Here is a 20,745-nt window from a genome sequence, read left to right as displayed (position 1 = left end):
ATGGAACAGAGTTCAGCAAATCCTTACCAGAAAAAACTGCTGATTGCCCTGTTAATCCTGATCCCCATTGCCTATTTTCTTCGATTAAACTCCTATCAACTCATTTTTGAGGAACCACGACGCGCATTAGTAGCCCTTGAAATGCTCCTGGCGAATAACTGGATGGTTCCAACAACCAACGGAGAGTTGTATTATAATAAACCTCCCCTCTATAACTGGGTATTGATCGGGTTTTTTAGTCTGCTGGGCAAGGCAGAATGGGTTGTTAGACTGCCCTCCATCCTTTCACTTTTCCTTACGGCCTTCATTCATTACCGGATCAGCAGGCAGTATATTGGCAAAAATGCCGCATTGCTTTCAGCACTTTTCTACCTGACGAGCGCTGATATCCTGTTCTATTTTTCACTATTGGGTGAGATTGACATTTTCTATGCTCTCATTGTGTATGTACAGTGTTTACTGATTTTTCACTTCTATCAGCAAAAGAAATGGCATTGGCTATTTATTTGTTCATATCTTTTAACAGCCGCAGGGGTACTTACCAAAGGTATTCCATCCTTATTTTTTCAGGCAATAACTTTGCTCGCCATCTTCATTATCAATAAAGATTATAAGCGATTATTCTCCATTTGGCACTTTGCAGGAATTGCTATTCTCGCTTTAAGCGCAGGGGGATATTTTTATTTGTATTCGCTTCAACACGATGCCGGCCCCTATCTCGCACGTTTGTTCACCGAAACCTTTTCAAGAACTGGCATGGAGTCAAGCCTTCTGGATAATTTTAAGCATTTTCTGAACTTTCCTGTGCAGCTAATCAAGATCTCAGCACCCTGGTTCCTTCTTTTTTTTATTACAATAGGCAATCCATGGAAAAAAATACTTAAAGAAAATCCATTTCTCACTTATTGTCTCTGGTTCTGCCTGGCAAACGGTCTGATTTACCTGCTTTCTCCGGGTACCAGAGAAAGATATCTTTACATGTTCTTTCCATTTATTTATTCCTTACTGACTTACAGTTTATTAGAAAAACCGGCCATTGACAAGCAGAAATGGATCAAAGGCTTTTATTACTTTCTTGGGATAAGCGTTACTGCAGGTCTATTCGGACTAGCAATTTTCGGGATGATCAGACAGGAATGGGTAGTTACAATAGCTTGTGTTATTTTAGGATTGATCCTTGCTGCAGGGGTATATTTTATAAAATTCAAAAAACCAGGCGAATGGATCCTTGCCGGGATACTTATTGTGCTGATAGCAAGAATCGGGTTCGACCTGATCATACTTCCTACCAAAAAAGAAAATGATCCTTACCGGGCAGATGCACTGAAAATGTCAGAAATAATTGGAAATGAAGATGTTTATCTGATCGGCCCTCCAGAGCCAAAGACTGATAATGTGCAATTTGCAGGCATTCACTTTACAAGCTATTCACGCAATGAGCCAACCTATATGGCATTTCAAACATCATTTTATCTGTCCAGGTATACAGGAAAAATCTTGAAATATACACAGGGTAGGGAGAAGGAGGGGTTTTATATTGGTCCGGATCAGGTCCGGACTGACAGGGATCAAGTCCGGACTGACAGGGCTATTTCGGATCAAGTCCGGACTACTAATTCTGTCAACCCGGACCCGATCCGGGTTGAAAAGCGTGTCAATCCAGACTCGATCCGAATCTACTACCGTTTTAACAACCGCCTCAACAAGGAAGATCAATGGTACATTCTTTTTAAATATTTAGAAAATGATTAGAATTTTAAAAAGAGGACTGGCAGTATTATTCCTGACCTATAGTTTACTGGTGTTTATTTCTGCCATGATTCTGGTCTTTCCATTTATTCTGATCAGTTCAGTATTATTTAAACATAAGCAGGCACAGGATATCCTTTTCCTATTCCTCAAACTGTGGGCATGGATATTTTCAATTTTATGTTTCTTTCCTGTCAGGACTCGTGGATACAAATACCAAAATCCGAAAAAAGCATATATATACGTTTGTAATCATAATTCATATTTAGACGCAATCGCAGTTGTTATTGGTATTTCAGGGTCCGTAAAGCCTTTGGGGAAGATTGAAATGGTTAAAACTCCGCTTTTTGGAATGATCTACAGGAGAGTGGTAGTATTGATAGACCGAAAAAATAAGGAAAGTCGCGCCCGCAGTGTGGAAGAACTTAAGATCGACTTATCGAGGGGACAATCCATCCTGATATTCCCTGAAGGCACAATGAACAAAACTGAAGCTGACCTTGCCGACTTTTATGATGGTGCTTTCAGGCTTGCCATTGAAACACAAACTGATATAGTGCCTATGGTCATACTAAAAGCAAGGAAACTTCTTCCAAGAGCTAATCCCATCAGCGTTAGGCCAGGAGTGATCACCTGCGTTTTTGATGAACCCGTTGAAGTAGCCGGCCTGGAAGCAAAAGATCTGGAAGATCTGAAGGCAAAGGTTCGTAAACGAATGGGAGATTTAATGAAAAACCCGGTTTAATATTTTAGTGTTCTCTCAGTTAGGTCCTTAGCTTTGGGCAATGGTGGCAAACTTCTAAGTCCCTTTGGACGCCCGGAATTATTGAATGTTTGAAGTGATCTTTTGAGATAATTGATCAGAGCGTATTCATCCCAGGTAGACAAAGAATTATAATCAGGGCGATAAACAGCCATGAAATTTTTCAGATCAAGACTATCCAATCCAGTAATTTTCCGCACTGTATAGGAGTTAAACCTTCGATCGACCTCCGACTGCTGGAGTTCATTTGTATAATAAGCGTTAAATCTGCGTGCCTGACCCGGAGTTTTCCCAACAAGCTCATACAATGCAGTAAGAGGCTGAAAGATATAAGCAAGTACAGGAGGCTTCCCAGCGTAATAAGAACCTTTTCTACGATACTGATCTTTTATTTCATCCAGTTCCTGCTTTTTACTCTGACCCTGAACCATCACTTCTGAAAGCCTTATAACAGGCTGAAGTCTCAAAACGAGATCAGAAAGGTCAGGTAAAACCAGAATTAGTTCTGTATAACCTGATTTTGAAAAACTAAGAGTATCGCCCCTGGAGGCTGGTATTCTGAACAATCCATAATCGTCACTTTGTGAAACACGTTTTGTTCTTTTATTAAGGATGTAAACATTGGCAAGTTTTGATACCCCGGACTTTTCCATGATAAGTCCCCTGACAGCAGGTTCCTGAGCATACAATGAGCTGTCAACAGAACAAATAAGCTGAATAGCAATCAGAAATAAGATCAGAACATGTTTCATCTTCGTCAAAATTAGCAAAACATAGGCTGGGATTATCTTAAATAATGTTAAATGACGTAATTAATAAGGCTCTAAGCCTTTCCAATTAAATCTTATCTTTGCAAAATGATTAAATCCATGACAGGATATGGTTTGGCTACTAATGATTTTGCCCATGCAAAATATACGGTTGAGATCAAATCATTAAACAGTAAGTTCCTGGAACTTTCTTTAAAAATTCCAAAGACATTCTCTGATAAAGAATTTTTATTAAGAAATGAATGTACCCGGCAGATCGAACGCGGAAAGGTAAATATTAGTATCAACATCGAATATGCTGAAACTACACTAAAGACCTCCAGCATCAATCAGTCATTACTCAGACATTATTATGCTCAACTTAAGGAATCAGCAGATGCTTTAGGTGATACGGGTAGTAACCTCTTTCAAATGGCCCTGAACTTCCCGGAAGTTGTTCAGTATTCGGTTGATGAGGTCAGCGAAGACGAATGGAAGATAGTTTATAAAACTTTTGAGCAGGCACTGGCAAATTTTCAGAATTTTCGTCAGGATGAAGGGGGAGTTCTAAAACTGGACCTGATCCTGCGGATAACAAATATAATAGAAGGGATGAGGCTGGTTTCGGAACAGGAACCGCTACGTATTCCTTCGATTAAAGATCGTTTAAACCAGTTTCTGGAAGATGCTGTTGGCAAAGAAAATATTGATCATAACCGCTTTGAGCAGGAATTGATCTATTTTATCGATAAGCTGGATATCACTGAAGAAAAAACCCGTTTAAAAAGCCATTGCGATTACTTTATTGCTGCGCTGCAGGACAAAGATGCAAACGGCAAAAAACTAGGATTTATATCACAGGAAATAGGTCGGGAGATCAATACGATGGGCTCAAAAGCGAATGATGCTAAAATGCAGCAGATCGTAGTGGGAATGAAAGAAGAACTGGAAAAGATCAAAGAACAATTGTTAAACGTATTGTAGAGTTGTAAGTTATAGGTTTTAAGTTTCTACCCATAGCCTCAACTTAAAACCTATAACTTAAAACTTACTACTTATTACTTAAAACTTATTACTTAAAACTCAAGTGAACGGTAAACTCATCATATTTTCAGCACCTTCCGGTGCAGGTAAAACCACGATTGTACATCATTTATTAAAGAAAATACCTGCTCTTTCTTTTTCGATATCGGCTACAACAAGGGAGCAGCGGGGAGATGAGGTTAATGGGAAGGACTATTATTTCATCAGCCAGGAAAGTTTCCTTCATAAGATCGCACAGAAAGAATTTGTTGAGTTTGAAGAGGTATATACAGGCACTTTTTATGGAACACTGCGTGCTGAGATAGAGCGGATCTGGGCTGAAGGAAAACATGTGATATTTGATATTGACGTGATCGGCGGACTTCATCTTAAGAAAAAATATGGTGAAAGTGCACTTGCTGTATTTGTTCAACCACCATCACTGGAAGTTTTAATTGAAAGGCTCACCGGGCGCGGTACTGATCTTCCTGAGAAATTGGCTGAACGAATTAAAAAAGCTGATAAAGAACTTAAATATTCTGATCAGTTTGATGTGATATTGAAAAATTACGAGCTGGAAACAGCCTGCAAAGAGGCCGAAAAGCTGGTTACAGAATTTCTTTTTCAAAAATAAAAATAGAATGTCAAGATTACCCTATCTCAAATCTCATATCTCCCATCTCATATCTTCAGGTGTATGAAAATAGGATTATTCTTCGGCTCGTTTAACCCCATTCATATTGGTCATCTGATCATAGCCAATTATATGGCCAATTACACCGATCTTCAGCAAGTTTGGCTGGTCGTTTCACCTCATAATCCACTGAAAGAGAAGAGTGACCTGATCAATATGTATGATCGTCTGGAAATGGCAAAACTTGCGACAGAGGATGCGATAAATATTAGAGTAAGCGATGTGGAGCTAAAACTTCCGCAGCCCTCCTATACCATTGATACCCTGACCTATCTGCACGAAAAATATCCGGAGCATGAGTTCAGCCTGATCATGGGATCAGACAATCTGGCTTCGCTAAAAAAATGGAAAAATTATGAACTGATACTCCGCGATTATCATATTCATATTTATCCAAGGCCCGGGTTTGAAATACAAGAATTCAAAGACCATCAGTCAATAACTATCACTGAAACTCCTCTCATGGAATTGTCGGCCACATTTATACGGAAAGCAGTTAAGGAAGGGAATAATGTGCAATATTTTGTACCTGATAAGGTGCTTAAATTCATTGATGGCAAAAATTTATACCGGTAATAATCTAAATTATCCCAGCAATTAATACGTTGAAAAGTTAAAAATATCATTGTGAGTAACGAAAAAACCATACTTAAGCTAAAACTTCCCACCGACCCGCTTTGGGTTAAGAATGTAGTTGAAAGCAATATTGAGGAGATCCTGACAGATCATGCATTCTGCGAGCAGAAGGCCGCAAGCAATGCCATTACTCTGATCGTTCAAAATCCAAATCTTTCTGACCTGGTACAGGAAATGGCTATGCTGGTGCAGGAAGAAATGGATCATTTTAAAAGGGTACATGATTTGATCCTGGCCAGGGGCTTCGTGCTCGGCAGGGAACGTAAGGACCATTATGTGAATGAACTCCTGCAATTTGTGATCAAAGGCGGAAGCAGGCATGAACAATTGATCGACCGGCTCTTATTCTCTGCCATGATCGAAGCACGAAGCTGCGAACGATTCAAAGTTATGTCTGAACATATCAATGATGAAGAGCTTTCGAAGTTCTATTATGAGCTGATGGTTAGTGAAGCGGGGCATTATACGATGTTCATCGGACTGGCACGTAAATATGCAGATGGCATCGATGTAGAAAAACGCTGGAAAGAATTTCTGGAGTATGAAGCAAAGGTGATACAGAATTACGGAAAATCGGAGACGATACATGGTTGATAATTGGGTATAATCTACTCATAACCAACTCGTCATCTCGATGAGGTACGAAGAGATATCTGTTCAATAAAAGCAGTTTATGACCAACAGATTTCTCCACCTCTCAACAGTACCGTTAAATTAAAACTTAGCGCAGGTGATTGAAAAGACGTTAAAATGGACGTCATTCCGAATGAGGAACGAAAAGGAATCTGTTGAGTAAAACAGAGATTTCATCAGCAGATCTCTCCACGATTCAAAGTTTTTTAAAGGGAAACATACTTTTAACGTGTTCGAGATGACGTTAATGTTGTCATCAAATCGAACAATCAAACAACTAAGCACGAATTACTCTTCTTAACTATTTCTTAAACAATAGAAATATAGCAGGCCGTTTATGTAATTGCGGGACCTTCAGTTTCCATTCCTTAATACTTTTTGTCTGAATGAATTCATCTTCTGATGTCAGATCGCAGGCAATACATAATCTTGTTTCGGGCTTACAACTCTTCAAGACCTCTTCCAGCATCGAATCATTACGGAATGGTGTTTCAATGAACATCTGTGTCTGGCTATGGCGTTCTGCCACAGCTTCCAATTCCTTCACTTTATTTGCCCGCTGCAGCTTATCAATAGGCAGATAACCATGAAACGTAAAACTCTGTCCGCTAAAACCGGAAGCCATCAAAGCCAGCAATATCGAACTTGGGCCGACCAATGGAACTACTTTTATCCCTTTTGCATGTGCTAAGGCTACAATTTCTGCTCCCGGATCGGCAACTCCCGGACAACCGGCTTCACTCATCAGGCCAACATCTTTACCCGATAATAAGCCTTGAAAGAATTCGTTTATATTACCATCCCTGTTATGTTTGCCATAATCATGTATAATTAGCTCACTCTGTGGGGTTTTTAAACCAGCCTCCTTGAGGAATCTGCGTGCAGTTTTACTGTTCTCAACGATATACTCATTAATGTGATTAATGGTATCGACAAGGTATGGCGTAAATGATTTTGCAGATGCATTTTCTGCCAATGGAACGGGAATAAGATATAGAGTGCCTGAAAGCATGGATAGTTTTTCGTACAAATTAATCAAAATCAATGCAAAACGGTGCTATATCTTTACAAATACTGGATACTAGACAATCATTCATTCCGTTTGATCTTTTATTACGTAATAAATTAATTACAATACAACCTTTGGCAAAATTTTATACTCTACCCTATATCAATACACAAATTAAATTTTAGGAGCTATGAAAACGATAATTAAATTCCCGGAATATTTGTTCAGTTTATTACTGGTACTGACCATGATGCTCCCTTCACAAGTTAAAGCTCAGTATGAAGATGTTTCTCTCGAAACCTTTTACGATGAGCTTTCTCCTTATGGTGTTTGGATCAATGACCCACAATATGGATATGTTTGGCGACCGGATGTGGATCAGGATGATTTCAGACCTTATTATAGTAATGGACATTGGGAGATGACCAGATATGGAAATACCTGGGTATCTGATTACGATTGGGGCTGGGCACCATTTCATTATGGACGCTGGCACCATAGCAGTCGCAGAGGCTGGATATGGATTCCTGACACAAAATGGGGGCCTGCATGGGTTAGCTGGAGAAGTGGAGGAGGCCATTATGGATGGGCACCACTGGGACCCGGAATAAATATTAATATCAACATTGGTCCGAGAATCCCTGATTATTACTGGGTATTCGTGCCTCAGCGTTCTATTTATTATTCAAGGTATCCAAGCTATGACAGACGCAGGAACATAAATATCTACAATAATACGGTCATCATTAATAACACCTATGTTTACAACAGAAACAGGTATTATACCGGACCAAGGGCTGAAGAGATCAGAAGAGTAACGCACCAGCCGGTGAGAATCAATGAGGTAAGAAATAACAGGCCTCAGGGATATGCAAATGGCAATAACAGGCCGGAAGTGAACAGAAACCCGGATCGTAGCGGAAGCACAGTGAATAGTCCGAGGCCCCAGCGTCCATCCGATAATGGAGCAGGCAGAGGAGCAACCGCTGGCAGAGATGGAGGTTCAATCAATGAAAGGCCAAACGATCAGGGTGCTGTCAGGCCAACTGCAAGGCAGATTCCGGCATCTTCACAACGATCTGACAGAACCTATGATAATCAGGATATTCGCGGCAACCAAACTCGTCAGGGAGGACAATCCGGATCTATAACTGAGCGTCAGCAACAAGCTCCGCGTGAGTCACAGGCGTCACCTGCATCGAGGCCGGAAAGGACAGGGCAAGCTCAGGCTCCACGTCAGGTTCAGGCTCCTGAAAGACAACAAAGGTCATCAGGTCAGGAATCCCGTCAGGCACCTTCTCAAAATAGCCGAGCGCAAAGGGATGAACCAAGCAGAAACAATGTTCCGCGTGAGTCACAGGCTTCACCTGCATCGAGAGAACAAAGGTCGTCTGGTCAGGAATCCCGTCAGGCACCTTCTCAAAATAACAGAGTACAAAGAGATGAGCCAAGTCGGGGAAATTCACCTTCCAATGGTGAACGAAGCAGCAGAAACGAAGGCAGACCAGGAAGAGTTCAATAACACAATAATTTCACCCCTTCGGGGTTTATGCTCAGTCTTTTCAGAGCTAAAACCAGAACCCTGAAGGGGTGAAATTATTGTGTTAGCCTTATTTCAACTTGCTAAGCGCCAATCTCATTCTTGGGATCATTTGCTGGATATCATCAAGAGAACAACCACCAACAGATGCTCTGAACCAATTCACGCTATTGTCTGTACCGAATGCTGAAAATGGAACTATGCCCATTTTGGCCTCTTTGATAAGATAGAAGTTCACTTCCGCACTATTTTTTAAAACCTCTCCTTCAGGTGTAGTTTTTCCGATATAATCAACCTTCACTGTTAGATAAATGGCCCCCATAGGGTTAATGGCATCCACAGCGAAACCATCAGCCTTCATCTGAATCATTCCCTGATAAAGAGCGTCTAAACTCATTTGAACCTTTGCTTTGAAATTTGTCAGGTAGACGTTTAATTCAACTGGCTGGGTCAGAAATTTAGCTGTTGCAACCTGTTCTGGCTTTGGTGCCCAGGCTCCAACATGACCTACAATAGTTTTCATTTTGTCTATTACATGCTCGGGACCAAAAGCCCATCCAACACGTACTCCTGTTGCAGCAAGACATTTAGAAATACCATCAATATAAATAACATGGTCTTTTAACTCAGGTCTGAGGCTTACCGGATCATAATGAAAATGCTCTCCAAAGGTCAGAAGAGAGTAGATCTGATCATACATAATATACAAAGGTTTTTCATCAGCAGCACGACTCTTATTCTCTTCAATTACCAGGTCACAGATCTCTTCCAGATCCTTCTTTGCAAACATGGTTCCGGTTGGATTTAAGGGAGAGCATAATGCAAGCAGTGTTGCGGCTTTTAAATGCGGCTTAATATCATCAGCCGTAGGCATAAAATTATTTCCTGCAGATGTAATCACAGGAACCTCTTTCGCACCGGTAAAACGACAGTAATGATTATTATTCCATGATGGAGTAGGGTAAATCACTTTATCTCCCGGATCAATTAATGCCATAAAAGTGCCATAGATCAGTGGACGAGAACCACCGGCAACCAGAATTTGTTTACTGTTATAATCCAGACCGAAGCGCTCTTTCAAAAATGCCGAAACATTATCACGTAACACAGCTACTCCTTCTGCAGGTGGATAATTAGTCTGATTATCTTTATAAGCTTCCACAATTCCTGCCTTCAACTCATCAGGTATCGGATAAATATTGGAGTCAAAATCACCGATAGTGAGGTTAGCTATCTGCTCACCTTTACGCTTCAGCTCATTGATCTCGCCGGCAATTTTTATAATTTCTGAACCCTCAAGGGTATTGGCTAATCTGGATATATTCATTTCTGCTTTTGATCTTCTTAGGATCTTTAATTAAATTCTTCTTTTATGGTCAGGCAATTAAAGCACTGACAGCTTTATCAACTTTTTCAAAATTAAAACCCGTCATCACAGCTTTAAAAGAGGCGCTGATCTGCTCATTACACAAATTCCCAATGCTTCCTTCATGGGTGTGTTTTACACTTGCCGGTGCTTTAAATTCTCCCTTCGCAATGGCTGCACCAACATTTTTGTAAGCTTCACGGAAAGGCACTCCGTTCAGAACTTCCTCGTTCACCGCATCCACACTAAACAAATAAGCATATTTCTCATCCTTCAGGATATCCTCTTTTATACGAATTGACTGAAGCATGAAAGCTGTCATTTCCAGACATTCATTCAATGACTTGAATGCCGGGAAGAGATTTTCCTTCAGCAATTGCAGGTCGCGGTGATAACCAGATGGAAGGTTGGTGGTCATCAGAGCGATCTCATTTGGTAAAGCCTGAATCTTGTTGCATCTCGCACGGATCAGTTCAAAAACATCGGGATTTTTCTTGTGAGGCATTATGCTCGATCCGGTGGTCAGTTCATCAGGGAAACTGATAAATGCAAAATTCTGATTGATAAACAGGCAGGCATCCATTGCCAGTTTTGCAAGTGTAGCTGCCACTGATGACATTGCCTGCGCCAGAATCCGTTCGGTTTTACCACGACCCATTTGCGCATAAACTACATTATAATTCAGCGAATCAAAGCCTAATAATTCGGTGGTCATGGTACGGTTCAATGGGAATGATGACCCATATCCGGCAGCAGAACCCAATGGATTTTTATTACACACCTTCCAGGCAGCAAGCATCATCTCCATATCATCGGCAAGGCTTTCTGCATAAGCACCGAACCATAATCCGAAAGAAGAAGGCATTGCGATCTGCAAATGCGTATAACCAGGAAGCAACTTGTTCTTATGTTCTTCACTCTGATCAATCAGCTGATCAAAAAGTGATTCTGTATTTTTTACGATCTCCTGAATCTCACTCCTGAAAAATAATTTAAGGTCTACAAGAACCTGATCATTACGTGATCTTCCGCTATGGATCTTTTTTCCTGCATCGCCAACCCTGCGGGTAAGCAAAAGCTCAACCTGAGAATGCACATCTTCCACATCCGCTTCAATGCTGAATTTGCCTTCCTGAATCTCTTTAAAAATAACCTTTAAGCCAGCCTGAACCTGATCCAGATCATTCTTATCCAGGAGACCTATACTTTCAAGCATACGGGTATGCGCCAAAGATCCCAGAACATCAAAAGCTGCAAGCTGATTATCCAGTTCTCTGTCATTACCAACTGTAAACTTTTCTACTGACCGTTCAGTTTCTGTTTCCTTTTGCCAGAGTTTGCTCATAGTATCGCTTTGAAATTTGTAAAATATTGTTCTTTAATGGTGTCCCATTCGGGCTTCAAAATACTGTAAAAAACAGTGTTTCTGATATATCCGTTATGAATTTTCATGTGCTGCCGTAATACACCTTCGCGGGTTGCACCAATCCCAAGCAAAGCCTGCCTCGACTGGTGATTACGTTCATCTGCCTTAAATTCTATGCGGTTAAGTCCCAGAACTTCGAAACCGTAGGTCAGGATCAGGAACTTCATTTCTTTGTTAAGGCCACTGCCCTGAAAATCACGGCCTATCCAGGTCCAGCCGATCTGTCCCCGCTCGTCTTTCCAGGAGATCTCTGCCAGTCGTGTACATCCTGCCACCTTATTTGTCTTTTTATCAATGATGACCCATACCGCAGAAGTGCCGTTCTCACGATCAGCAATAGCCTCATGGATATATTTATTCAGCTCTCCCGGCTGTGAAAGATCCTGAAGCCCAAATATCCACAGAGAATCGTCAGCAGCAACCTGCTGCAAAGCATGTTCATCTTCCAGGGTAAGAGGTCGCAATAATGCTCTTTCACTTTCCAAACTTACATTCAGATCTTTTGCCATCACACAATCTTACTAATTAATTGGATATACAGATCAATACCTTGTTCAATTTCATCCACATAAATGAACTCATCAGCCATATGCGACCTTGCCGAATCACCCGGACCGATCTTCAGCGATGGGATATCCAGTAATGCCTGATCACTGGTGGTAGGTGAACCATAGGTTTTTCTTCCGAGGGCAATTCCGGCTTTTATGATCGGGTGATCTTCACTAATGGAAGATGATTTTAAGCGGGTAGAACGCGGATTAACATCACAGCTCACATTCTGACGAATGATTTTCAGCACCTCTTCATTCCGATAGGCATCGGTAACCCTCACATCAACAGTAAATTTGCAGACAGCTGGTACAACATTATGTTGTGAGCCTGCTTCAATAACTGTGACACTCATTTTTATCGGCCCAAATAAGCTTGATTTTTTAGAAAACTCATAGGTTCTGAACCACTCAATGTCCTTGATTGCTTTATAAATAGCATTGTCGCCTTCTTCGCGTGCAGCATGACCAGCTTTTCCATGAGAAACACAGTCAAGTACCATCAATCCACGCTCAGCAATGGCCAGATCCATCAATGTAGGCTCGCCAACAATGGCGAATTCCAACAGACCAAGTTCAGGAACGACCAGTTCAATCCCATTCTTGCCAGAAATTTCTTCTTCAGCTGTTGCTGCCAGGCATAGGTTGTACTTTAAATTTTCCTGCTCATGAAAATGCAGAAAAGCAGCGATCAATGAAACCAGGCATCCTCCCGCATCATTACTGCCCAGGCCAAATAGTTTTCCATCCTCGATATCCGCAGCAAAAGGGTCGCGGGTATAACCTGGATTTGGTTTTACTGTATCATGATGCGAATTGAGCAGAATTGTTGGCTTTGAGGCGTCATAATATTTATTAAATGCCCATATATTATTCTCCTTACGATGGGTTTTAACTCCCCGGTCCTGCAAAAAAACATCAATTGCCTCAGCCGTCAAAGCCTCTTCCTTGCTTATAGAAGGCAGGCTAATCAAATTTTGCAAAAGATCCAGGCTATCATCAAAGAGCTTGTTCTGCATGGTAATTATTCCTTTGTATATAATTCACCGGCCTTCTGTGCCGATAATTTAATTCCTTTAATCATCGATGAACTAAAGCCCTGGTGTTCCATTTCGTTCAATCCGGCGATGGTACAACCTTTTGGAGACGTAACCTTATCGATCTCCTGCTCAGGATGACTATTCAACTCCAACAACAGAGAAGCTGCTCCTTTGGCAGTCTGAGCCGCCATTCTGAGTGCTTCATCAGCATGAAAACCGATTTCCACACCTCCCTGCGATGCAGCACGAACAGCTCTCAAAAAGAAAGCCACTCCACATGCACATAAAGCAGTCGCAGAAGTCATCAGGTCTTCATTGATCTTGATCACTTCACCTACTGTTTTGAACATTTTTGTAACCTCTGCAATATTTTCAGCCTCTGCATTATCTGATGCGATACAGGTCATTGACTCACCGATTGCAATGGCTGTATTAGGCATTGCCCGAACCACCTGAACATCGTTTCCCAGTTTTGCACGGATATCCGCACAGCTAACTCCGGAGATCACTGAGATCACCAGATGCCTGGCAGGATCAATAGCCCCTGCGATCTTATCCAGCAAAATATTGAGTTGCTGAGGTAATACAGCAAGAATAACTACTGTGGAATCAGCAACAGCTGCAAAATTATCATCGCTCACCTTGAAACCCTGCTGTTCCTGTGCCGCTAAATGCTGAACATTACGACGTGTGAGTGTAATATCTCCGGGGAGGCAATAATCAGATTTCACCAGGCCTTTAGCCAGTGACATACCAATATTACCGCTTCCTAAAATTGCTGTTTTCTTCGATGTGCTCATATTACTTAGTTAACCTGGTACCAAAATTATGTTCATTCAATAAGGATAGGGAGTCTGATTTTCCAATACAAACCTCTTTCAATCCCTGTTTAATAGCTTCAAAAGCATTATCCAGCTTGGGTATCATGCCTTCGTTTATGATTCCCTGCCTCTTCAATTCATGATAGTATGGCGGATCTATCGATCTGATCAGGGAGCTTTCATCTTCCACATCCATAAGCACACCTGCCTTTTCGAAACAATAGATAAGTGATGTTTCATAGAACTTTGCCATGGAAACCGCTAATACAGAAGCAATTGTATCAGCATTGGTATTAAGAAGCTGCCCTTTACCATCATGAGTGATCGCAGAAAAAACAGGGGTAAAACCCGCTTCCAGCAGTTTATAGAGTGCTTCTGAATCTACCGAAGTATCATCCAGATCACCTACAAAACCATAATCAATATTTATTTTGGCACCCTTTTCTTCTGAATAAACCTCTACCAGGGGACGCTTTTTTGCACGTATAAAGTTTCCATCCGCCCCCGTCAGTCCGATTGCGTTACATTGATCATTCTGGAGTGCTGCAATAATATTTTTATTGATCAATCCGCCATAAACCATTGTTACAACCTTCAGGGTCTCTCCATCAGTTACCCGGCGCCCTTCGATCAATTTTGCTTTGATACCCAGGTCCCTCGAAAGCTTAGTGGCAATTTTACCACCACCATGTATCAGAATCTTATCGCCTTTCAATGCAGAGAAGTCCGACAAAAAACTCTTAAGATTTTCCGGATCATCAATAACGTTTCCGCCAATTTTTATAACATATAAAGGTTTCATTTCAGTCCCTCAAGCATATTTTTAAGTATCGTTTGTGCCGACCATACCCGGTTCGCTGCTTCTTTGATCACAAGCGAATGCGGACCATCCAGCACTTCGGCAGAAAGCTCGAAATCACGACGCACAGGCAGACAATGCATTACTTTAGCTACTTTGGTTTGCTCCAGCTTTTTATGTGTGATCATCCATGATTCTGCACCCTGAACAGTTTTACCATAATCACGGTAGGAAGACCAGTTCTTAGCATAAACAAAGTCAGCACCCTGCAGAGCAGAATCCTGATCATATTCAATTTTAGCTCCGGGAGTGAATTTTTCAGCGAGTTCAAGTCCTTCAGGATGGGTGATCACAAAATCGAGCATTCCCTCAGCCTGTGCTCTGCACATCCACTCCGAAAAAGAATTAGGAACAGCCTGGGGCAAAGATTTCACATGAGGCGCCCAGGTTAATACCACTTTAGGCTTCGCAGTCCTTTTATTTTCTTCGATGGTGATCAGATCGGCAAAGCTCTGTAAAGGGTGCAGGGTTGCGCTCTCCAGAGAGATCACAGGAACACCACTAAACTTAACGAACTTATTGAACAGACCTTCGCTATAATCTTCCTCACGATCCTGCAATTTAGGAAATGAACGGAAACCCAGAATATCACAATACTGACCCATTACGGCTGCTGCTTCCCGGATATGTTCTACCGTTGTGCCATTCATCACTACACCGTCCTCAGTCTCCAATGCCCATCCTTCTTTATCAAGATTCATCACCATGACATTCATTCCCAGGTTCAAAGCTGCCTTTTGCGTGCTTAAACGGGTACGCAAACTTGGATTCAAAAATACCAGTCCAAGGGTTTTATTCTTACCCAGACTCTGATTTGCAAAAGGATCTGCCTTCTGGATCAGTGCCTGTTCAACAGAACCTTTCAGGTCAGAGATATCGTTTACCGAAGAAAATAATTTCATAATATTAAATCAAAAATGCAGGCAATAATTAGTTTAATTCGATCCTTAATGCCTCTAAGAATTGATCAGCATGTGCTTTTGTTATGTTTAATGCCGGCAAGAGCCTGATAACGTTTGGTTTTGCCTCTCCCGTAAAGATACGATGTTTGAAAAGCAAATCTTTTTTCACGTGGCTATACTCTTCGGGAAGATCGATACCGATCATTAATCCCCTGCCACGAACTTCGATGATCTTTTCAAACTTTTTCAGCTCAGAGATCAGATAAGCTCCAACTTCTTCGGCATTTTTCATCAGATCATCCTGCTCCATAACTTCAAGTACCGCGAGTGCAGCTGCGCAGGCCAGGTGATTTCCGCCGAAAGTTGTTCCCAGCTCTCCATGCCATGGTTTGAACTTCGGAGAGATAGATATTGCCCCTATCGGGAAACCATTACCCATTCCTTTTGCCATGGAGTAGATATCTGCTTCAACACCGGCATAATCATGAGCGTAGAAATTACCGGTACGGCCATACCCGCATTGCACAGAATCAGCTATATAAACTGCATTATACTGATCACAAAGTGTCCTGATCTTCTGAAGGAAGCTTTGTGAAGCCTCCCTGATCCCACCAACACCCTGAATACCTTCAATAATCACCGAAGAGATCTCATTACCGAATTCCTTGAAAGCATTTTCCAATGCCTGCTCATCATTCAAAGGAAGAAAAGTTACATTTTCAGTTTGGTTGACCGGTGCAATGATCTTCGGATTATCCGTAACCGAAACAGCCAGTGAAGTTCTACCGTGGAAAGCCCCTTTAAAAGCGATGATCTTCTTTCTGTTATTATAAAAAGAAGCAAGTTTGAGAGCATTCTCATTCGCTTCAGCACCTGAATTACATAAAAACAGCTGAAAATCAGTCTTACCGGATAATTTACCCAACTTCTCTGCAAGCTCCTGCTGCAAAGAAATTATCACCGAATTGGAATAAAAAGCAACCTTATTCAGCTGGTCCGTAAGTCTGCTAACATAATGTGGATGCGTATGTCCGATTGAGATAACGGCATGACCTCCATACAGGTCTAAATATTCATTACCATCAGCATCCCATACGCTGCTACCGCTGGCTTTTATAATTTCAATTGGGTTAAGTGGGTATACGTCGAATAATTTCATTTTTTTAAGCTAAAAGTGGAAAGTCGAAAGCTGAAAGCCCGGACTATTTCCTTATTGATTTAATTAAACCAATCAGCATTGCTTTTACCTGATTGGTTTCACTGTTTACGATACTAAATTGTTCGTCCGTCAAATAACCCAGGTCCTTTGCCAGTAAACAGCAATATTCCAGTTCGTGTGCAGAACCTAAGCTTATATCTAAAAAACCAGTAAAATCCTTATCGGTATTCTTTCCGGTTCCTTCTGCGATATTCATCGGAATAGAGTATGCAGCCCTCTTTGTGTGAGATGCAAGATGAAAAACCTCATGCTTTGGAAACTTTGGAAGTATATCATGATAAATCAATAATGTTAATTCATGCGATTTTCTCCAAACCGCCAATTTTTTAAAATCTCTCATTTTCCCCTGATTTTGGACTTTTGAAACCTAGGCAATGAAACAATTTTGAGTTCCATTTCCTGAATCAGGTTTCATAAAATTTACTTAAGTAAATTTATAGTCGCCGTCTGAGAATATCTAAATCATTTATTGTACGGTAATCTATCTAAGGCCAAAATTTTTAATGGAATGCATTTGTCTAACTCCTTTCACCCTTCAGCTTTTAGCTTTTACCTTAAAAACCTGCCCCCTTCAACCTCAACCCTTCCATCTCATCCAACCCAAACATCAAATTCATATTCTGTACCGCATGCCCGCTGGCACCTTTAAGTAAATTATCTATAATGCTGATAATAAATAGTTTACCGCCATGTTTTTCCAGGTAAACCAATGCTTTATTGGTATTCACCACCTGCTTCAGGTCAATGTTCTTCTTGCTCAGGTGCGTAAACGGATGAGAAGCATAATAGTTGGTATAGATCTTTTGTGCTTCTTCCAGGGACAGGTCGCTTTCCAGATAAATTGCAGCCAGAATACCTCTTGTAAAATTACCCCTTTGCGGTATGAAAGAGAGTTCCTTGTCAAAGCCTTTTTGTAACTGTATTAAACTTTCGCCAATCTCATTCAAATGCTGATGCTCAAATGCCTTGTAGATGGAAAGATTATTGTTCCTCCAGCTAAAATGGGTGGTGGCACCTGGACTTTGTCCTGCGCCGGTTGAGCCCGTTGTAGCATTGATATGCACCTCAGCATTCAGGTTTCCGGATGCTGCCAATGGCAGCAATCCAATCTGGATGCAGGTTGCAAAACAACCTGGATTGGCAATATTATTGGCACTTTTGATTGCTTCTCTATTCAATTCCGGCAAACCGTAAACAAATTCCCGCTTGCCATGTACTGAATTCTGACTTAGTCTGAAATCCTGAGAAAGGTCAATAACCTTAATACGTTCAACGATATGGTTGGCATCAAGGAATTTCCTTGCATCGCCATGTCCCACGCAGAGAAATAAAACATCAATATCCTGCGAAAGGCTATTCGTAAATTTAAGATCAGTATCACCAAACAAGTCGGTATGCACATCAGAAACAAACTTCCCTGCATTGCTGTTGCTATGCACAAAAACTATTTCCGCATGAGGATGATTGATCAATATTCTGAGCAATTCTCCGCCGGTATATCCGGCACCACCTGCAATTCCAATCCTGATAGCTTCCATTCCTTATTTATTATCGTTTACCCGATGCCAGATCATCGTCTGGTTACCGAAGATCTTTGAAAACCCTTTCACATCCTCGCCCGACCATGAATTATTCATTTCACCGTAGCTTCCGAATTTATTCGACATCAGGTCATGCTTAGACTCAATACCAATGATCTGGAAACGATAAGGATTTAATTTAACAAATACTTTTCCTGAAACGGTATCCTGGGTATCCGAAAGGAATGCTTCGATATTACGCATGATAGGGTCATGAAACTGTCCCTCATGCAGCCAGTTGCCATAAAATGCTGCCAGCTGATCCTTCCAGCTCAGCTGCCATTTGGTTAGGGTATGTTTCTCCAGAGTATGATGCGCTTTGATAATGATCATAGGCGCAGCCGCCTCAAAACCTACACGACCCTTGATACCGATAATGGTATCACCTACGTGGATATCACGACCGACACCATAAGGCTGAGCAATTTCCTGTAATTTCTGGATAGCCTTCACTGGTGATAAATTCTGACCATCGATACCTACCAATTCACCCTTTTCGAACGTTAATTCAATATCACACTCTTCTGTTTCGGTCACTTGTGTAGGCCATGCTTCCTCTGGTAGAGTTTGATTTGACGTAAGAGTTTCTTTACCTCCAACGGATGTTCCCCAGATTCCCTTATTGATCGAGTATCTGGCCTTTTCGGCGGTATATTCAACACCGTGTTTGTTCAGGTATTCGATCTCCGCTTCACGGCTTAATTTAAGGTCGCGAATCGGAGTGATGATCTCCACACCGGGGATCATGATATTAAAGATCATATCAAAACGTACCTGATCATTTCCAGCTCCGGTACTACCATGAGCCACATAATCAGCGCCGATCATATTCACATATTTAGCAATTGCAGTAGCCTGACTCACACGCTCAGCACTCACTGAAAGCGGATAAGTTGCATTCTTGAGCACATTGCCATAGATCAGATATTTGATACAGCTTTCGTAATAGTTCAGCGTTTCGTCAACTACTGCATGAGAAGTAACACCCAGGGCATAAGCACGCTGCTCAATCTGCTTAAGCTCTTCTTCAGAAAAACCACCGGTATTCACGATCACAGAATGTACTTCCATGTCACGATCTCTGGATAAGTAAATACAGCAAAAGGAAGTATCTAAACCTCCGCTGAAAGCTAAAACCACCTTCTTCTTCATCATTTAATTTTGTAAAAGTTTAACGAATAATGCACCTATAGTTACAACCATTTTCAATGAGTTGCGTAATTTCTCTTCTATGCGCTCAAAAAGCGTTTGCTTGCGAGCCACTTTGCTCAAATGTTCTTCAGCAGCTTTGTTTTTCAACTCTTCTGCCTCCTTCATTTTCTGCTCGATCTCTCTGGCCTTTTCTTCAGGATCCCAAAGCATGGCAGTACACATACAGTTCTTGCGATCCTTACTCATGAGGATATCATAGTTAACACAGCTCTGGCAGCCTTTCCAGAAATCTTCATCCTGGGTAAGCTCTGAATAGGTGACAGGCTCATATCCAAGCTCCGAATTGATCTTCATTACTGCTAGTCCGGTAGTTAGTCCGAAGATCTTTGCTACAGGGTATTTCTGTCTGGAGAGTTCAAAGACGGTCTTCTTGATCATTTTGGCAAGACCTCTGTTACGAAATTGCGGGTTAACGATCAGCCCTGAATTGGCAACGAAAGTTCCATGACTCCAGGTTTCGATATAGCAAAAGCCAGCCCAGGTTCCATCGAGGTGCAGGGCGATGACCGCCTTGCCTTCCAGCATTTTTTGAGTGATATAATCAGGAGTTCTTCTGGCTATGCCCGTACCCCTGGCTTTGGCAGATTCTGCCATCTCATCACATATCTGCTCTGCGTATTTAATATGGTCTTCTGTTGCCGGGATGACAACAAACTCGTTTTCTTTCATTGATTTAAAGAAAAAAATCCGGTTTTGAATCGGAAAAAAGAAACGTTTTTTCTTTCCTTTTGTGAATAATCTAATTGATTGATCTGCCGGCAGGAAGGCTCCGGTTACCTAGGGATTAATGCCAAGATTCAAGTCCGCGGCATAAAGGGTCGTCGGAAACGCAACACTAACTTCTCAGGCCTGAAATTACTACAAACAATACCCCTCATATAACCCGTTTGGGTTAATGATCCTGTATTGGCCTGGTAGTTTAAACTATTCATTGTTAATAGTATAAGTGTTATTGAAATTTTTTACAAAAAAACAA

The 20,745-nt window shown here is 41.4% G+C and carries 21 protein-coding genes; 7 read left to right on the top strand and 14 right to left on the bottom strand.

The window, feature by feature from the left end:
• Both BLR27_RS07270 and BLR27_RS07265 read left to right on the top strand, forming a co-directional pair.
• Positions 1 to 1,752, top strand: a complete 1,752-nt coding sequence (locus tag BLR27_RS07270; protein ID WP_090702809.1) for an ArnT family glycosyltransferase — start codon at positions 1 to 3, stop codon at positions 1,750 to 1,752.
• Positions 1,745 to 2,494, top strand: a complete 750-nt coding sequence (locus BLR27_RS07265) for a lysophospholipid acyltransferase family protein (protein WP_090702805.1) — start codon at positions 1,745 to 1,747, stop codon at positions 2,492 to 2,494. The genes BLR27_RS07270 and BLR27_RS07265 overlap by 8 nt, the downstream gene beginning before the upstream one ends.
• Here BLR27_RS07265 and BLR27_RS07260 read toward each other — a convergent pair.
• On the bottom strand, positions 2,491 to 3,264 hold the full coding sequence (locus BLR27_RS07260) for a hypothetical protein (protein ID WP_090702801.1): 774 nt from the start codon (positions 3,262 to 3,264) through the stop codon (positions 2,491 to 2,493). The genes BLR27_RS07265 and BLR27_RS07260 overlap by 4 nt on opposite strands.
• Positions 3,265 to 3,369: 105 nt before the next feature.
• Here BLR27_RS07260 and BLR27_RS07255 point away from each other — a divergent pair, with 105 nt between their 5' ends.
• From BLR27_RS07255 to miaE, 4 genes are all read left to right on the top strand, one after another.
• A complete protein-coding gene (locus tag BLR27_RS07255; protein WP_245704464.1) occupies positions 3,370 to 4,245 on the top strand; it encodes a YicC/YloC family endoribonuclease in 876 nt (291 codons plus the stop codon).
• 103 nt (positions 4,246 to 4,348) lie between these two features.
• Positions 4,349 to 4,918, top strand: a complete 570-nt coding sequence (gmk, locus tag BLR27_RS07250) for a guanylate kinase (RefSeq protein ID WP_090702798.1) — start codon at positions 4,349 to 4,351, stop codon at positions 4,916 to 4,918.
• Positions 4,919 to 4,981: 63 nt separating this feature from the next.
• Entirely contained in the window at positions 4,982 to 5,554 is a 573-nt protein-coding gene (gene nadD / locus BLR27_RS07245; protein WP_090702794.1) for a nicotinate (nicotinamide) nucleotide adenylyltransferase, read from the top strand.
• A gap of 51 nt (positions 5,555 to 5,605) precedes the next feature.
• Positions 5,606 to 6,208, top strand: coding sequence for a tRNA-(ms[2]io[6]A)-hydroxylase (miaE, locus tag BLR27_RS07240; protein WP_317040454.1), 603 nt, complete (start codon positions 5,606 to 5,608; stop codon positions 6,206 to 6,208).
• 340 nt (positions 6,209 to 6,548) lie between these two features.
• Here miaE and BLR27_RS07235 read toward each other — a convergent pair whose 3' ends face one another.
• Positions 6,549 to 7,259, bottom strand: coding sequence for an SAM-dependent methyltransferase (locus BLR27_RS07235; RefSeq protein ID WP_090702791.1), 711 nt, complete (start codon positions 7,257 to 7,259; stop codon positions 6,549 to 6,551).
• Between the two features lie 187 nt (positions 7,260 to 7,446).
• Here BLR27_RS07235 and BLR27_RS07230 point away from each other — a divergent pair, with 187 nt between their 5' ends.
• Positions 7,447 to 8,778 (top strand): DUF6600 domain-containing protein, encoded by a 1,332-nt coding sequence (locus BLR27_RS07230; protein WP_090702788.1) that lies wholly within the window; start codon positions 7,447 to 7,449, stop codon positions 8,776 to 8,778.
• Positions 8,779 to 8,866: 88 nt separating this feature from the next.
• On the opposite strand, the gene BLR27_RS07225 is transcribed toward BLR27_RS07230, so the two are convergent.
• The 12 genes from BLR27_RS07225 to BLR27_RS07170 all read right to left on the bottom strand — a co-directional run bounded on the left by BLR27_RS07225 (position 8,867) and on the right by BLR27_RS07170 (position 20,438).
• Positions 8,867 to 10,123 carry a pyridoxal phosphate-dependent aminotransferase gene (locus BLR27_RS07225; RefSeq protein WP_090702784.1) on the bottom strand — a complete coding sequence of 419 codons (1,257 nt, stop codon included), beginning with the start codon at positions 10,121 to 10,123 and terminating at the stop codon, positions 8,867 to 8,869.
• Between the two features lie 49 nt (positions 10,124 to 10,172).
• A complete protein-coding gene (gene argH, locus BLR27_RS07220) occupies positions 10,173 to 11,507 on the bottom strand; it encodes an argininosuccinate lyase (protein WP_090702780.1) in 1,335 nt (444 codons plus the stop codon).
• Positions 11,504 to 12,097, bottom strand: a complete 594-nt coding sequence (locus tag BLR27_RS07215; RefSeq protein ID WP_090702776.1) for a GNAT family N-acetyltransferase — start codon at positions 12,095 to 12,097, stop codon at positions 11,504 to 11,506. The genes argH and BLR27_RS07215 overlap by 4 nt, the downstream gene beginning before the upstream one ends.
• Positions 12,097 to 13,155, bottom strand: coding sequence for a M20 family metallo-hydrolase (locus BLR27_RS07210; protein ID WP_090702774.1), 1,059 nt, complete (start codon positions 13,153 to 13,155; stop codon positions 12,097 to 12,099). The genes BLR27_RS07215 and BLR27_RS07210 overlap by 1 nt, the downstream gene beginning before the upstream one ends.
• 5 nt (positions 13,156 to 13,160) lie before the next feature.
• Entirely contained in the window at positions 13,161 to 13,976 is an 816-nt protein-coding gene (gene proC, locus BLR27_RS07205) for a pyrroline-5-carboxylate reductase (protein ID WP_090702771.1), read from the bottom strand.
• A gap of 1 nt (position 13,977) precedes the next feature.
• Complete coding sequence (gene argB / locus BLR27_RS07200; RefSeq protein WP_090702768.1) at positions 13,978 to 14,799, bottom strand: acetylglutamate kinase; 822 nt, start codon at positions 14,797 to 14,799, stop codon at positions 13,978 to 13,980.
• Positions 14,796 to 15,758, bottom strand: coding sequence for a Rossmann-fold NAD(P)-binding domain-containing protein (locus BLR27_RS07195; protein WP_090702765.1), 963 nt, complete (start codon positions 15,756 to 15,758; stop codon positions 14,796 to 14,798). The genes argB and BLR27_RS07195 overlap by 4 nt, the downstream gene beginning before the upstream one ends.
• Before the next feature lie 28 nt (positions 15,759 to 15,786).
• Positions 15,787 to 16,917 (bottom strand): aspartate aminotransferase family protein, encoded by a 1,131-nt coding sequence (locus BLR27_RS07190; RefSeq protein ID WP_090702762.1) that lies wholly within the window; start codon positions 16,915 to 16,917, stop codon positions 15,787 to 15,789.
• Between the two features lie 43 nt (positions 16,918 to 16,960).
• Positions 16,961 to 17,317, bottom strand: coding sequence for a four helix bundle protein (locus BLR27_RS07185; protein ID WP_090702758.1), 357 nt, complete (start codon positions 17,315 to 17,317; stop codon positions 16,961 to 16,963).
• Positions 17,318 to 17,531: 214 nt separating this feature from the next.
• Complete coding sequence (gene argC / locus BLR27_RS07180) at positions 17,532 to 18,515, bottom strand: N-acetyl-gamma-glutamyl-phosphate reductase (RefSeq protein WP_090702754.1); 984 nt, start codon at positions 18,513 to 18,515, stop codon at positions 17,532 to 17,534.
• A gap of 3 nt (positions 18,516 to 18,518) precedes the next feature.
• The gene (gene argG / locus BLR27_RS07175; protein ID WP_176767632.1) at positions 18,519 to 19,709 is read right to left on the bottom strand and encodes an argininosuccinate synthase; all 1,191 of its coding nucleotides are present in this window, start codon (positions 19,707 to 19,709) and stop codon (positions 18,519 to 18,521) included.
• A gap of 3 nt (positions 19,710 to 19,712) precedes the next feature.
• Positions 19,713 to 20,438, bottom strand: a complete 726-nt coding sequence (locus BLR27_RS07170) for a GNAT family N-acetyltransferase (protein WP_090702746.1) — start codon at positions 20,436 to 20,438, stop codon at positions 19,713 to 19,715.
• Positions 20,439 to 20,745 lie beyond the last annotated feature (307 nt).

The sequence above is a fragment of the Daejeonella rubra genome, assembly GCF_900103545.1.
In the GTDB taxonomy this organism is placed as follows: Bacteria; Bacteroidota; Bacteroidia; order Sphingobacteriales; family Sphingobacteriaceae; genus Daejeonella; species Daejeonella rubra.
This window is presented reverse-complemented; position numbering and strand designations above follow the sequence as displayed.

Bases quoted from the DNA above. Each gene is read 5' to 3' on its own strand.
- BLR27_RS07270 (WP_090702809.1), top strand. From the start codon at position 1: ATGGAACAGAGTTCAGCAAATCCTTACCAGAAAAAACTGCTGATTGCC.
- BLR27_RS07265 (WP_090702805.1), top strand. From the start codon at position 1,745: ATGATTAGAATTTTAAAAAGAGGACTGGCAGTATTATTCCTGACCTAT.
- BLR27_RS07260 (WP_090702801.1), bottom strand. From the start codon at position 3,264: ATGAAACATGTTCTGATCTTATTTCTGATTGCTATTCAGCTTATTTGT.
- BLR27_RS07255 (WP_245704464.1), top strand. From the start codon at position 3,370: ATGATTAAATCCATGACAGGATATGGTTTGGCTACTAATGATTTTGCC.
- nadD (WP_090702794.1), top strand. From the start codon at position 4,982: ATGAAAATAGGATTATTCTTCGGCTCGTTTAACCCCATTCATATTGGT.
- BLR27_RS07235 (WP_090702791.1), bottom strand. From the start codon at position 7,259: ATGCTTTCAGGCACTCTATATCTTATTCCCGTTCCATTGGCAGAAAAT.
- BLR27_RS07230 (WP_090702788.1), top strand. From the start codon at position 7,447: ATGAAAACGATAATTAAATTCCCGGAATATTTGTTCAGTTTATTACTG.
- BLR27_RS07225 (WP_090702784.1), bottom strand. From the start codon at position 10,123: ATGAATATATCCAGATTAGCCAATACCCTTGAGGGTTCAGAAATTATA.
- argH (WP_090702780.1), bottom strand. From the start codon at position 11,507: ATGAGCAAACTCTGGCAAAAGGAAACAGAAACTGAACGGTCAGTAGAA.
- BLR27_RS07215 (WP_090702776.1), bottom strand. From the start codon at position 12,097: ATGGCAAAAGATCTGAATGTAAGTTTGGAAAGTGAAAGAGCATTATTG.
- BLR27_RS07210 (WP_090702774.1), bottom strand. From the start codon at position 13,155: ATGCAGAACAAGCTCTTTGATGATAGCCTGGATCTTTTGCAAAATTTG.
- proC (WP_090702771.1), bottom strand. From the start codon at position 13,976: ATGAGCACATCGAAGAAAACAGCAATTTTAGGAAGCGGTAATATTGGT.
- argB (WP_090702768.1), bottom strand. From the start codon at position 14,799: ATGAAACCTTTATATGTTATAAAAATTGGCGGAAACGTTATTGATGAT.
- BLR27_RS07195 (WP_090702765.1), bottom strand. From the start codon at position 15,758: ATGAAATTATTTTCTTCGGTAAACGATATCTCTGACCTGAAAGGTTCT.
- BLR27_RS07190 (WP_090702762.1), bottom strand. From the start codon at position 16,917: ATGAAATTATTCGACGTATACCCACTTAACCCAATTGAAATTATAAAA.
- BLR27_RS07185 (WP_090702758.1), bottom strand. From the start codon at position 17,317: ATGAGAGATTTTAAAAAATTGGCGGTTTGGAGAAAATCGCATGAATTA.
- argC (WP_090702754.1), bottom strand. From the start codon at position 18,515: ATGGAAGCTATCAGGATTGGAATTGCAGGTGGTGCCGGATATACCGGC.
- argG (WP_176767632.1), bottom strand. From the start codon at position 19,709: ATGAAGAAGAAGGTGGTTTTAGCTTTCAGCGGAGGTTTAGATACTTCC.
- BLR27_RS07170 (WP_090702746.1), bottom strand. From the start codon at position 20,438: ATGAAAGAAAACGAGTTTGTTGTCATCCCGGCAACAGAAGACCATATT.